11 protein-coding genes are annotated in these 12,815 nt (G+C 62.7%); 5 read left to right on the top strand and 6 right to left on the bottom strand.

From position 1 onward, the window contains the following. Nucleotides 1–115 precede the first annotated feature (115 nt). The gene (locus INT12_RS26475; RefSeq protein WP_017847291.1) at nt 116–877 is read left to right on the top strand and encodes an ArsR/SmtB family transcription factor; all 762 of its coding nucleotides are present in this window, start codon (nt 116–118) and stop codon (nt 875–877) included. Here INT12_RS26475 and INT12_RS26470 read toward each other — a convergent pair. The 5 genes from INT12_RS26470 to INT12_RS26450 all read right to left on the bottom strand — a co-directional run bounded on the left by INT12_RS26470 (nt 852) and on the right by INT12_RS26450 (nt 5,105). Further along, nucleotides 852–1,517: a glutathione S-transferase family protein gene (locus tag INT12_RS26470; RefSeq protein WP_017847290.1), complete on the bottom strand. Its 666-nt coding sequence runs from the start codon at nt 1,515–1,517 to the stop codon at nt 852–854. The two genes, INT12_RS26475 and INT12_RS26470, sit on opposite strands and share 26 nt — an antisense overlap. Beyond that, nucleotides 1,514–2,983, bottom strand: a complete 1,470-nt coding sequence (locus INT12_RS26465; RefSeq protein ID WP_193040772.1) for an FAD/NAD(P)-binding protein — start codon at nt 2,981–2,983, stop codon at nt 1,514–1,516. The genes INT12_RS26470 and INT12_RS26465 overlap by 4 nt, the downstream gene beginning before the upstream one ends. Beyond that, nucleotides 2,980–3,414: a nuclear transport factor 2 family protein gene (locus INT12_RS26460; protein ID WP_046486470.1), complete on the bottom strand. Its 435-nt coding sequence runs from the start codon at nt 3,412–3,414 to the stop codon at nt 2,980–2,982. The genes INT12_RS26465 and INT12_RS26460 overlap by 4 nt, the downstream gene beginning before the upstream one ends. Before the next feature lie 115 nt (nt 3,415–3,529). Then, nucleotides 3,530–4,072 (bottom strand): ester cyclase, encoded by a 543-nt coding sequence (locus tag INT12_RS26455; RefSeq protein WP_193040773.1) that lies wholly within the window; start codon nt 4,070–4,072, stop codon nt 3,530–3,532. A gap of 25 nt (nt 4,073–4,097) precedes the next feature. Further along, on the bottom strand, nt 4,098–5,105 hold the full coding sequence (locus INT12_RS26450) for a polysaccharide deacetylase family protein (protein WP_057005529.1): 1,008 nt from the start codon (nt 5,103–5,105) through the stop codon (nt 4,098–4,100). 101 nt (nt 5,106–5,206) lie between these two features. On the opposite strand from INT12_RS26450, the gene INT12_RS26445 reads away from it, so the two are divergent. The 4 genes from INT12_RS26445 to INT12_RS26430 all read left to right on the top strand — a co-directional run bounded on the left by INT12_RS26445 (nt 5,207) and on the right by INT12_RS26430 (nt 12,156). Then, a complete protein-coding gene (locus tag INT12_RS26445; RefSeq protein ID WP_193040774.1) occupies nt 5,207–6,103 on the top strand; it encodes a LysR family transcriptional regulator in 897 nt (298 codons plus the stop codon). A gap of 204 nt (nt 6,104–6,307) precedes the next feature. Continuing rightward, nucleotides 6,308–7,549, top strand: coding sequence for a multidrug efflux RND transporter periplasmic adaptor subunit MexE (gene mexE, locus INT12_RS26440; RefSeq protein WP_017847284.1), 1,242 nt, complete (start codon nt 6,308–6,310; stop codon nt 7,547–7,549). A gap of 15 nt (nt 7,550–7,564) precedes the next feature. Then, nucleotides 7,565–10,744, top strand: coding sequence for an efflux RND transporter permease subunit (locus tag INT12_RS26435; protein ID WP_193040775.1), 3,180 nt, complete (start codon nt 7,565–7,567; stop codon nt 10,742–10,744). Then, nucleotides 10,741–12,156, top strand: a complete 1,416-nt coding sequence (locus tag INT12_RS26430; RefSeq protein ID WP_017847282.1) for an efflux transporter outer membrane subunit — start codon at nt 10,741–10,743, stop codon at nt 12,154–12,156. Before INT12_RS26435 ends, INT12_RS26430 begins: the two co-directional genes overlap by 4 nt. A gap of 85 nt (nt 12,157–12,241) precedes the next feature. Here INT12_RS26430 and INT12_RS26425 read toward each other — a convergent pair whose 3' ends face one another. After that, on the bottom strand, nt 12,242–12,631 hold the full coding sequence (locus INT12_RS26425; RefSeq protein ID WP_226926314.1) for a hypothetical protein: 390 nt from the start codon (nt 12,629–12,631) through the stop codon (nt 12,242–12,244). Nucleotides 12,632–12,815: the final 184 nt, after the last annotated feature.

The following is a 12,815-nucleotide window of genomic DNA, read 5'->3' as shown; positions in this document are numbered from 1 at the left end:
GGCGGCTCGACTATATGCAGCTTTCTGGGATAAACGCTTCGAGCTGTGTCGAAGTGTTTATGTTTATGTCATCCTGAAATCCGATTTCACCTGGCACAGCACGGAGTTCGACGGAATGACCCAGCCAAAAATCTCATCCATCGCCTACCTGATCGCCGAACCCGTGCGCGCAGTGATCCTGATCACCCTGGCAGATGGCAGTTCGATGTCTGCCAGCGCCTTGGCCGATGCCGCTGGCGTGACGCCGCAGACGGCCAGTTCGCACCTGGCGAAGCTGCTCGACGGCGGCTTGCTCACCGTGGAGACCAAGGGCCGCAACCGCTTCTATCAATTGGCCGGCCCCGATGTGTCCCATGTGCTGGAAAGCCTGGCGGCGGTCGCACCGCAAACCAGTTCGTGGCGTAGCCTGCCCAACCGTTCGGCCCATGAATTGCGTTTTGCCCGTTGCTGCTACGACCACCTGGCCGGCCAGGTCGGCGTAGCGGTGACCCAAGGCATGCTGGAGCAGGGTTTTCTCCTTGAAAGCGACGAGCGCGAATACGTGCTCACCCGGCGTGGTACCGAGTGGCTGCAGTCACTCACCCCGCAGGCCGGCGAGCCATGCTTGTACGACCACCTCCAGGCCCGCCGCTGCCTGGATTGGACCGAACGGCAACACCACATCGCCGGGCCGCTCGGCACCCACCTGCTGGAGACTTTTTGCCGGCTGGGTTGGCTGCGCCGAACCGCCGGCTCGCGTGCGGTGTATGTAACCGGCTCGGGCTGGCGGGCATTCAAGCTGCATCTGGGGATTGAGCATCTGCGCCATCTCGAAGCACCGCTGCATGCCGTGACCCCGGCCAGGAAAACCCTTATGCCGGCACCTGTTGCGAGCTGAACAAGCGCTCGATTTCGGCGATGCGGCGCTCCTGGGCCACCCCGCTCTGCTGCCAGGCGAGCAGCGCATTGATCCGCGCGTACCAGGCCGCCACATGGGGATACTCCAGAAACGGCGCCTGGGTCCGCGGAATATGACTCAGCGGGGCCGCCAGGTCGATGTCCGCCAGGCTCAACGCGTCGCCCACCACAAAGCGCCGGGTGCGCAAGTGCCCGTCGAGCACCGCCGTGTAGCGGTGGATCGCCTGCAACGCTTCGGCCACCAGGGTCGGGTTTTCGGCGCGGCCTTTGAGGCGGTCCATGAACCGCTGCTCGATCAGCACCGTGGGCCCGCGACGAAAATGCTCGGCGGCCCAGAACATCCATTTGAGCGTTTCGTACTTGGCATTGCCCGCGGGCAGCAATGACGAGCCGGCCCGTTCCGCCAGGTAAATCATGATCGCCGAGGCTTCGAACAGCACTACATCGCCGTCGACCAAGGTCGGGATCGTGCCGTTGGGGTTGAGCGCCAGGTACTCCGGCGTGCGGTTTTCGCCACTGAACAGGTCGAGGAAGACGAATTCGACCTCAAGCCCCAGGTAAGCGGCGGTCGTCAGTACGCGCCGGGTATTGCTCGAACCTCTGTCGCCATACACTTTCATGCCACTGCCTCGGTTGCGTGTTTGTCCATGAATGAAGGGTGCTCGGCGAGCAGCATCACCACCTCGCGGGCCTGGCGCACCGATTGGTACACCGAATTGACCATCGGCGCCGCTAGGTACGAGGCCACGCCCAGCAGCCAGATGTCTTCCGGCGCTTCGGCGCCGGGCAGGCTGACCTGCAACTGCGCTGACACATAAGGCGGCGTACACGGCGTTGCCGGCGGCACCTGCAGCTCAAGGCCGTTGCGCGAGGCATGGAAAAACTGTTTATGAAAACCGCTGGCACACACCACCGCATCCACCGCCTCGATGCGCCCCTGGGCATCGTGGACCCGCCATTGGCCTTGCCACTCAAGCTGTGTCGGCAAGTGCGCGGCCAGCTGCAGGCGCCCTTCATCGATCAGGCGCAGCAGCGTGGTTGCGGTCTGCAACGGCACCGCGAACAGGTAACGCCCGACCGCTTCCCAGCAGTTTTGCAGCGCCGCCACTCGCACCGAGGGCGGCGCCGCGCGCAACTTCACGTCGGCCAGGTCCATGCACTGCACCAACAGGTTCTGCCAGTCCGTCGCGCCCCGTCGGGCCAAGGCGACCTCGCCGCGCAGGCGCTGGGTGGGCTCCGCGCTGCGATCGACTTGTTCGCGCAGCGAGCGGCCATTGATCGCCTTGGTCGCCCGCGCAACGATGCGCAGCAAGTGCCAGTACAGCTTGGGGTTTTCCAGGTCCAGCCGGGCGAATCGCGCTTCATCCAGGGCCACCGCGCCACGCCGGGGGGTGGCGGTACGCACGCCCGGCAAACGCCCGGAAGGCGACGCCATCAGCACCTGGTGTCCCGCGCCGCAGAGCAGCAACACACTGTCGACCGCCGACAGGCGACTGCCCAGCACCAAGACCCGTGACGGTTTATCCAGGCTGTCCAGCCAGGCCTTGGCCGGGTATGGCGTGGAGAAAATGCCCGGCGCGCCGGCATGCGGGCTGACCAGCGGCGGCACGAACGGCGCGGCACTGCCGGTGCAGACCAGCACGGCACAGGCACGCAGGTCGCCGCCTTCATCCAGCACCAGGCGATAGTCGCCGCGCGCGACCGGCTGGATATGCCGCACCGTCGCCCGCACGATCCGATGCGCAATGCCCCGGGCCTCGGCCACATCGCGGTACTCGGCATAGCGTTGCTTGAGATAGCCCGCCACCCAGGTCCTTGGCACAAACGCGTCTTCGCCGACGTCGATGCCCTGCGCCTGGAGGTAACGCTGAAAGTCGTGCGGTTCATCGTCCAGTATCGACAGGGTCTGCACCGAGGTATTGCATAACAGCACGTCCTCGCAGACGCCGAAGGCAATCGAGTCCGCCAGCCCCTCGGGATCGATGATGTCGATACGCTTGGCGTTGCCGGCGCGCACCAGTTGGATAAACGCCGCGACACCGGTCACCGACCCACCAATGATCGCAACCGCCGCACGCGGGTTCACAGCGCTTGCGCCTTCGCCAGCACTGGCGCCAGCAAGCGCACGCCATACCAGCCCCAATACACGCGGTGGCAGGTGATCAAGCCGTTTTCTATCTCCATCATTTCCATCAGGTCGACCTGCTCCCCCGTCGGCGTCTTGCGCGGGTATTCCCACGTCAGGTTGCGGCCGTTGATGAAGGCTTTATCGCTGCGATACCACTCAGCCAGGTCATTGGGAAAGCGGCGCTTGCTGTCCTCCATGAACCGCTGGATCGTCCCCCGGCCGACCAGCACGCCGCTGCCGTGGTCGGGGTAGATCGCCAGCACCAGCGGCGTTTCGAACACCGCCTGCTCGGCATACAACGCCGCCGTCGCGGCCAGGTCGCCGGCACAGACGCTGGCGTGCCAGGCTTCATAGATAGCCAGCAGGCCGGGATCGATCGACGCAGTCATGAGGTTTCCTCGCGTGGCAGCACCGCTGCTAATAGAAGCCGCAATTGTAAAAAATTGCCACCCCAGCATGCTTCGACCTGGCCCGAAGTGTCAGGCACGCGGTGCCTCTCAAGGATTACAGGGCGCCCAACTGTTTCATCAGGGTCAGGTTGTCTTCGATGTGCCAGTTGGCGGCGATCTTGCCGTTGTCGATCTGATAGATATCGGTGGCGATAAAGTCCACGGGCTGCCCAGCGCCCTTGATCTGGCCGAAGGTGCCGGTGAAGTGCCCGCGAAAATGCAGGTGAACCACCACGCGGTCGCCGGCGATGAGCATGTGTTCGACCTCGCAACGCAGGTCCGGCACCGCTTCACGAAACGCCCGGGAGGCGAGCAACGGGCCTTCGGGGCCTTGTTTACGTCCGGCCGGCGGGGTTTTGTCGATGAAATCTGCGGCCAGCGCCTCACGGGCCAGGCTTTCGTCGCCGGTGTCCCAGAAGGTGTCATAACGGCGGGCGGCGGTTTCCATGAGCGCCAGTTGCGCAGGCAGGAGGCTCTTGTCCACCACCAGCACACCCGGCTTGACCAGTTCAGTGTTGGCCGCGAGGACTGCGCCGGAAAAGGTCGAGGTCAAGAGTGTGGCGATGAGGCAAACGCGCGCTATAGGTGAGGGTTTCATTGAAAAATCTCCTTGGGTGATGGGCTCAGAGGGTCTCGTGTTCGCGCAGGCTAAGCGGGCTTTTAAGGGTGTACTGCGCGATAGCGTCCTTGCGCATGAAGGCCACGCCGGGGTGGCTGTTGGCATAGCGCAAAAACTCATCCCAGACCCGGACCATTTGCGGCGTACCGCTGATGCGGTCGTGGGCGCTGATCGACATCATGCGGCGCCGGCTGCCGGCCTCTTCGTACAACTGGTCAAAGTCCAGCTTCACCTGTTCCAGGAACTGCGACGGTGAGTAGTTGCGGCCTTCGATCAAGACGATGTCGTTGTTGCGCAAGGTGTACGGAACCACCACGAAATCCTGGCCGTTGACCTGCTCGATAAACGGCTCGTCGCGACTCACATCGTCGATGTGATAGACGTAGCCAAGCTCTTGCAGCAGCGCCAGGGTGTTGGGGCCACGGCGCAGCCAATTGCAGTTGTAGCCGCTGACCGGCTGGCCGGTGACGTCCTGCACCATGCTCGCGGCCTGGCGCAGGAACGTGCGTTCTTCATCGCGGCTCATGGCAAATTGCGAACTCCAGCGCGGGCCATGGCCCGCCGCCTCGTGTCCGCGCGCGACGATTTCCCGGGCCAACTGCGGATGCCGCTTCACCGCATCGCCGATCATGTGGCTGGTGACCTTCACCCCATGCCGGTCCCAGAGGTCGAGCAGCCTGGGAATGCCTTCGCGGTAGCCATAGGCGAACCAGGTATTGGTGGCCGGGTCAGCGGGCACGCTGTCGGGGAAGTCCACTTTGGGAAACGGGCTGTCGGTGCCCTTCAGCGGTTGCCCACCGGCCTCGAACTGCATCGAGATCGAGACCACAAGCCGTGTGTCGCCGGGCCAGAAACCACCCTTGGCCTGGCGCGCAGCCGGTGCCGCCCCACTCTGCCCGGCCTGCGCCGCGCTCGCGTTGGCGCTGCCGAGCAGCGATCCGGCGGTCAACACCGCGGCGCCCGCGCCCGCCTGGGCCAGGAAGGTACGCCGTTGCAGGTTCACAGATGACATGACGGTAACTCCGTTGAATAAACACGGATGCAACGCTAGTCCTTTAGGTTTATTTTGATAATTGAGCTGAAATCAAAAATCACTTTCGGAAAAACCGAATAATGCTGCTGAAGAACCTTGAGCTGTTTTTGTTGATCGTCGAGAAAGGCGGGCTGTCTGCCGCCGGCAGGGAACTGGGCTTATCGCCGGCTTCGGTGTCGGAACGGCTGGCGCAGTTGGAGAGCTTTTACGGTGCCAGCCTGCTCAAGCGCACCACCCGCGCGATCAACCTCACGGATGAAGGCCGCCTGCTGGTCGATGGCGCGCATCGCCTGTTGGCAGACGCCGACGAGTTGCACACCAGCATTCGCCTGGGCGCCGACACCCTTTGCGGGCCGATCCGCCTCAGCGCCCCGCAAGACTTCGGCCGCCAATACATCGAGCCGATCCTTGCGCAGTTCATGCAGGAGCACCCGCAGGTCAGCATCGACCTGAACCTCAGCGATGGCTATGTCGACCCCGTCGGCCAGGGGATCGACTTCGCCGTGCGCTTCGGCGCGCTGGCCGACAGCACCCTGCATGCCCGTCTGATTGGCGAAAACCGCCGAGTGGTGTGTGCATCACCGCTGTACCTGGCGCGCCACGGCACCCCGCAACACCCCGAGGACCTGGCCGCGCACGAGTGCCTGGTGATGCGCTTCGGCGTCAATATTTCGCGGGAGTGGGCGTTCACGCAGCACGGGCAGACCCACCGGATCATGGTGCGTGGCCGCCGCGTGGCGAACGACGGCGCGCTGGTCCGCCAATGGTGCCTGGCCGGCCACGGGATTTGCTTGAAATCGGTGTGGGACGTGCGTGCCGATCTCGACGCCGGCCGCTTGGTCGAGGTGCTCGAGGATTACGACCTGGGCCGCACAGCGCTGAACATCGTCTACCCGCCCACGCGCATTCAGCCCATACGGGTGAGAATGTTGATAGAACGCATCGTTGCGCAACTGGCGAGCGACAGTGCCAGGTAGGCATTGCGGCGTTCCTTGCAACGCGCGCAACATGCCTTTGTCATCAAGCATATTGATAGCTGCCTAATGAAACCCGCAGACTAGAGGGCTCGCTCCGCGCTTATATCATTCCGAATGATAGTTATCTTTGCTTCATTCGATTCGTGACCTAGCAGCTCCCCGCGCATGATCCGCCCATCTCAAATACATTGGCGGATACACCTCATGGAACAGACACTCAAACACTTACGCTTGCCCCTGGCGATTCTGGCCGTGGCGGTGATGAGCGCGTGCGGCAAAACCCCGGAACAAGCGGCCGCCATGCCTCCTGCAAAAATCAGCGTGGCCAAGGTGCTTGAGCAACCGGTCAACGAGTGGGACGAATTCACCGGACGCCTGGAAGCACCGGAAACCGTGCAGATCCGTCCACGGGTGTCCGGCCAGATCGATCAGGTGGCCTTCACCGAAGGCGCCCTCGTGAAGAAAGGCGACCTGCTGTTTCAGATCGACCCACGCCCGTTCCAGGCCGAGGTGCGCCGCCTCGAAGCCCAGTTGCAACAGACCAAAGCCGCCGCCACCCGCAGCGATAACGAAGCGCAACGGGGCGAACGCCTGCGCCAGAGCAACGCGATCTCCGCCGAACTGGCCGACTCGCGCACCACCGCCGCCCAGGAAGCCCGCGCCGCTGTCGCCGGCATCCAGGCGCAGTTGGACCTGGCCAAGCTGAACCTGAGCTTCACCCGCGTCATCGCGCCGATCAGCGGCCGTGTCAGCCGTGCCGAGATCACCGCTGGCAACCTGGTCACCGCCGACGTCACCGCGCTGACCAGCGTGGTCTCCACCGACAAGGTCTACGCCTACTTCGACGCCGATGAGCGCGTGTACCTCAAGTACACCGAACTCGCCCGCCAGGGTCGCCGTGGCGCGACCACCCCGGTGTACCTGGGCCTGTCGAATGAAACCGGCAACCCGCACCTGGGCCAGATGAACTTCGTCGACAACCAGGTCAACCCGGCCACCGGCACCATCCGTGGCCGCGCGGTATTCGACAACAGCAAAGGCGAATTCACTCCTGGCTTGTACGCCCGCCTGAAACTGGTCGGCAGCGGCACTTACTCCGCCGTGCTGATCAACGATGAAGCGGTCGGCACCGACCTGGGCAAGAAGTTCGTGCTGGTGATGGAAGGCGACAAGCCAGCCTACCGCTCGGTGGAACTGGGGCCGAAGATCGAAGGTTTGCGCATCGTGCGCAGCGGCCTGAACAAGGACGACACCATTATCGTCAAGGGCCTGCAGCGTGTGCGCCCGGGCGCGCCGGTCGCCCCGGAAACCATCCCGATGGCCAGCAAGGAAACCCTCGCCGCCTTGGCCCAACAACGACAAGCGCTTGAAGCCAGCAACCTGGAGCAAGTGGCGCCGGAAAAAACCGCGCCCAAGCTCGCAGCCGTCGCGACTCCACGCGGTTAAGGGATACGACTCAAGATGAATTTTTCCAAGTTCTTCATTTCGCGGCCGATCTTCGCAGCGGTGCTCTCGCTGTTGATCCTGATCGCTGGCGCGATCTCGCTGTTCCAACTGCCGATCAGCGAATACCCGGAAGTGGTGCCGCCGACCGTGGTGGTGCGTGCCAACTTCCCTGGCGCCAACCCCAAAGTCATCGGCGAAACCGTCGCCGCGCCGCTGGAACAGGCGATCACCGGCGTCGAGAACATGCTGTACATGTCCTCGCAGTCGACCGCCGACGGCAAACTGACCCTGACCATCACCTTCGCCCTGGGCACCGACCTGGACAACGCGCAGGTGCAGGTGCAAAACCGTGTGACGCGCACGCAACCCAAGCTGCCCGAGGAAGTGACGCGCATCGGTATCACCGTGGACAAGGCCTCCCCCGACCTGACCATGGTGGTGCATTTGACCTCCCCGGATCAGCGTTACGACATGCTTTACCTGTCCAACTACGCCTTGCTCAACATCAAGGACGAGTTGGCGCGCCTGGGCGGCGTGGGTGATGTGCAGCTGTTCGGCATGGGCGACTACTCCCTGCGCGTCTGGCTGGACCCGAACAAGACCGCTTCGCGCAACCTGACCGCCACCGATGTGGTGACCGCGATTCGCGAGCAGAACCGTCAAGTGGCCGCCGGTGCGCTGGGTGCGCCGCCTGCACCGAATGCCACCAGCTTCCAGTTGTCGGTGAACACCCAGGGCCGCCTGGTCACGGAAGAAGAGTTCGAGAACATCATCATTCGCGCCGGCGATAACGGTGAAATCACGCGCCTCAAAGACATCGCGCGGGTCGAGCTGGGTTCGAGCCAATACGCCCTGCGTTCGTTGCTCAACAACCAGCCGGCCGTGGCGATCCCGATCTTCCAGCGCCCGGGTTCGAACGCGATCCAGATCTCCAACGAAGTGCGCGACAAAATGGCGGAGCTGAAGAAGAGCTTCCCCGAAGGCATGGACTTCAGCATCGTCTACGACCCGACCATCTTCGTGCGCGGCTCCATCGAGGCGGTGGTGCATACCCTGTTCGAAGCGCTGATCCTCGTGGTGCTGGTGGTGATCCTGTTCCTGCAGACCTGGCGCGCCTCGATCATTCCGTTGGTGGCGGTGCCGGTCTCGCTGATCGGTACGTTTGCGGTGATGCACCTGTTCGGCTTCTCGCTCAACGCACTGTCCTTGTTCGGCCTGGTACTCGCCATCGGCATCGTGGTGGATGACGCCATCGTGGTGGTGGAGAACGTCGAGCGCAACATCGAGCTTGGGCTGGAACCGTTCCAGGCGACTGAAAAGGCCATGAGCGAAGTGACCGGGCCGATCATCGCCACGGCACTGGTGCTGTGCGCCGTGTTCATTCCCGCGGCCTTCATCAGCGGCTTGACCGGGCAGTTCTACAAGCAGTTCGCCTTGACCATTGCGATTTCGACGGTGATCTCGGCCTTCAACTCGCTGACCTTGTCCCCTGCCCTGGCTGCCGTGTTGCTGCGCAGCCATGACGCGCCGAAGGATCGCTTCTCCAAGATACTCGACAAGCTGTTGGGGGGCTGGTTGTTCCGGCCGTTCAACCGCTTCTTCGAAAAAGCCAGCCATGGCTACGTCGGCACCGTGCGCCGGGTGATCCGCGGCAGCGGCATCGCGCTGTTCCTGTACGCCGGCCTGATGGTGCTGACGTGGTTCGGGTTTGCCCACACCCCGACCGGTTTCGTACCGGCCCAGGACAAGCAGTACCTGGTGGCTTTCGCCCAATTGCCGGACGCCGCAAGCCTGGATCGCACCGAAGACGTGATCAAGCGCATGTCCGACATCGCCCTGAAACAGCCGGGCGTGGAAAGCGCCGTGGCCTTCCCGGGCCTGTCGATCAACGGGTTCACCAACAGCCCGAACAGCGGCATCGTGTTCGTGACCCTCAAACCGTTCGACGAGCGTAAAGACCCGAGCATGTCCGCCGGTGCGATTGCCGGTGCGCTGAACGGCAAGTACAGCGACATCCAGGAAGCCTACATGGCGATCTTCCCACCGCCGCCGGTACAGGGCCTGGGCACCATCGGCGGGTTCCGCCTGCAGATCGAAGACCGTGGCAACCTGGGTTACGAAGAGCTGTACAAAGAAGTGCAGAACGTCATCACCAAGAGCCGCACCACGCCGGAGCTGTTCGGCCTGTTCACCAGCTACACGGTCAACGTGCCCCAGGTCGATGCCGCCATCGACCGCGAAAAGGCCAAGACCCACGGCGTGGCGATCAGCGACATCTTCGACACCCTGCAGATCTACCTGGGTTCGTTGTATGCCAACGACTTCAACCGCTTCGGCCGCACCTACCAGGTCAACGTACAGGCTGAACAGCAGTTCCGCCTGGATGAAGACCAGATCGGCCAGTTGAAAGTGCGCAACAACAAAGGCGAGATGATCCCGCTGGCGACCTTCATCAAGGTCAGCGACACCTCCGGCCCGGACCGCGTAATGCACTACAACGGCTTCATCACCGCGGAAATCAACGGCAACGCTGCACCGGGCTACAGCTCCGGCCAGGCCCAGGCCGCGATTGAAAAACTGCTGAAGGATGAACTGCCCAACGGCATGACCTACGAGTGGACCGACCTGACGTATCAGCAAATCCTCTCGGGCAACACCGCGCTGTTCGTGTTCCCGCTCTGTGTGCTGCTGGCGTTCCTGGTACTGGCCGCCCAATACGAAAGCTGGAGCCTGCCGTTGGCGGTGATCCTGATCGTACCGATGACGCTGCTGTCGGCCATCACCGGGGTGATCATCTCGGGCGGCGACAACAACATCTTCACCCAGATCGGCCTGATCGTGCTGGTGGGCCTGGCCTGTAAGAACGCGATTCTGATCGTCGAGTTCGCCAAGGATAAACAGCAGGAAGGCCTCGACCCGCTCGCCGCGGTGCTGGAAGCCTGCCGTCTGCGGCTGCGGCCGATCCTGATGACCTCGTTCGCCTTCATCATGGGTGTGGTGCCCCTGGTGCTGTCCAGCGGTGCCGGTGCCGAGATGCGGCATGCCATGGGCGTGGCGGTGTTCTCCGGGATGATCGGCGTGACCTTCTTCGGGCTGTTGCTGACACCAGTGTTCTACGTACTGATCCGTCGCTATGTGGAGCGCCAGGAGGCGCGCAAAGCGGCCAAGGCCTTGAAGCTGGAGACACAGCAATGAGTGTGAAAGTCTTTCTGCCGAGCTTGCTGGTCCTGGCGCTGAGCGCCTGTGCCGTGGGCCCGGACTACACAACCCAGACCCCGGAGGCGGCCAATATCACGGCTGCCGCCGATGCCAAAAAATACGACCACGGGAAATTCGAAGGCATCTGGTGGCAGCAATTCGACGACCCGACTCTGAACCAGTTGGTGACTCAGTCGCTGAGCGGTAACCGCGACCTGCGTGTGGCGTTTGCCCGCCTGCGGGCCGCACGGGCGATCCGCGATGACGCCAGCAACGACGCGATGCCGACCATCACCAGCCGCGCCAGCAGTGACCTGGCCAAGGGGCAAATCCCTGGCCAGACCACCAAGCGCGTCAACAGCGAGCGTTATGACCTGGGCCTGGACATGGCCTGGGAGCTGGACCTGTTCGGCCGCATCCAGCGCAACCTGGAAGCCACCGACGCCGACCAGCAAGCGGCCGAAGCCGACTTGTACCAGCTGCAAGTCACGCTGATTGCCGAACTGGTGGACGCCTACGGTCAACTGCGCGGCGCGCAACTGCGTGAACGCATCGCCCTGGACAACCTGAAGAACCAACAGGAGTCGCGCACCATCACCGTCAGCCTGCGCGATGCCGGCGTGGGCGACCAACTCGACGTGGAACGTGCCGACGCCCGCCTCGCAGCGGTGGAAGCCAGCGTGCCGCAACTGCAGGCCGAACAAGTGCGCGAGCGCAACCGCATCGCCACCCTCCTCGGCCAGCGCCCCGACAAGCTGAGCGTGGACCTGAGCCCGAAAGACTTGCCGGCGATTGCCAAGGCGCTGCCGATCGGCGATCCAGGGCAACTGCTGCAACGGCGCCCGGACATTCTGAGTGCCGAACGCAAACTGGCATCCGCCACCGCGCGCATCGGCGTGGCCAAGGCCGACCTGTTCCCACGGGTCAGCCTCAGCGGCTTCCTCGGCTTCACCGCCGGGCGCGGTTCGCAGATCGGTTCATCCGCGGCGAATGCCTGGGCCCTCGGCCCGAGCATCACCTGGGCCGCGTTTGACCTGGGCAGCGTGCGTGCGCGCCTGCGCGGCGCCGATGCCGAGGCCGATGGCGCCCTGGCCAACTACGAGCAGCAAGTGTTGCTGGCGTTGGAAGAATCCGAGAACGCCTTCAGCGACTACGGCAAGCGTCAGCAACGCCTGGTCTCACTGATCCGCCAAAGCGAATCCAGCCGCGCCGCCGCCGACCTCGCCGCGATCCGCTACCGCGAAGGCACCGTGGACTTCCTCGTGCTGCTCGACGCACAACGCGAACGCCTCGCTGCCGAAGACTCCCAGGCCCAGGCCGAGGTTGATCTGTATCGCGGGATTGTTGCGATCTACAAGGCGCTGGGTGGCGGTTGGCAGCCGGATACGGTGGTCGCTACGGCCAAGTGATGTAAAGAGCTCCTTTGGTTGGTCGCATCCAGCCAATTTTTAGCCCCGTGGTCTGTTTGGTCATGGGGCTTTTTTTGTGTCGCAGTTACTGATGTAGCCACTTATACAAGATGTCAGCGGTGGCGCTCATTAGAAAAAGCACTCCAACAAGCAGGGTTCCCTGAAGCAATCGCTTGAGGTTACGAGGAAAGGCTTGTACCTGCTGCCAATCCACTGCACCTCGTTTTACGTTCCACTTTGGTAGAACAACCGCTGCGGTGACGGCAGATAGTCGAATCATTCTTCCTCGAATCGAATTACCCCAAACACGTTGATTGGGTGTGATAAGACTGCATTTGTTTAGAAGATATTCCATTTCGTCGAGTCTTCGATAAGCCAGGTATATCAAAACCACAAAGGCGATGAAGACCAAAAAAAACAGAGACAAATCAAACAGAAGATTCAGCTGATGAAAAAAAAAAAAAACAAAACTCAAATATTTCCTCTCCTACTTAGTTCCCGAGCTAACTACCATAGTAGCGCGATAGGGCCCCTGCGGTTCCCCCCGCCAGTGCCAAATGATGTAAAGAGTTCCTTTGGTTGGTCGCATCCAGCCAATTTTTAGCCCCGTGGTCCGTTTGGTCATGGGGCTTTTTTTGTGTCGCTGATCAGCGTGTTAG

This window comes from Pseudomonas sp. K8, from assembly GCF_014889455.1.
Classification (GTDB): domain Bacteria; phylum Pseudomonadota; class Gammaproteobacteria; order Pseudomonadales; family Pseudomonadaceae; genus Aquipseudomonas; species Aquipseudomonas veronii.
Note: the sequence above shows the minus strand (reverse complement) of the source record. Positions and strands in the feature narration are given on the sequence as shown.

Coding starts and splice junctions, on each gene's coding strand:
- INT12_RS26445 (WP_193040774.1), top strand. CDS start 5,207: ATGCTGCTGAAGAACCTTGAGCTGTTTTTGTTGATCGTCGAGAAAGGC.
- INT12_RS26435 (WP_193040775.1), top strand. CDS start 7,565: ATGAATTTTTCCAAGTTCTTCATTTCGCGGCCGATCTTCGCAGCGGTG.
- INT12_RS26430 (WP_017847282.1), top strand. CDS start 10,741: ATGAGTGTGAAAGTCTTTCTGCCGAGCTTGCTGGTCCTGGCGCTGAGC.
- INT12_RS26455 (WP_193040773.1), bottom strand. CDS start 4,072: ATGAAACCCTCACCTATAGCGCGCGTTTGCCTCATCGCCACACTCTTG.
- INT12_RS26470 (WP_017847290.1), bottom strand. CDS start 1,517: ATGAAAGTGTATGGCGACAGAGGTTCGAGCAATACCCGGCGCGTACTG.
- INT12_RS26475 (WP_017847291.1), top strand. CDS start 116: ATGACCCAGCCAAAAATCTCATCCATCGCCTACCTGATCGCCGAACCC.
- mexE (WP_017847284.1), top strand. CDS start 6,308: ATGGAACAGACACTCAAACACTTACGCTTGCCCCTGGCGATTCTGGCC.
- INT12_RS26450 (WP_057005529.1), bottom strand. CDS start 5,105: ATGTCATCTGTGAACCTGCAACGGCGTACCTTCCTGGCCCAGGCGGGC.
- INT12_RS26460 (WP_046486470.1), bottom strand. CDS start 3,414: ATGACTGCGTCGATCGATCCCGGCCTGCTGGCTATCTATGAAGCCTGG.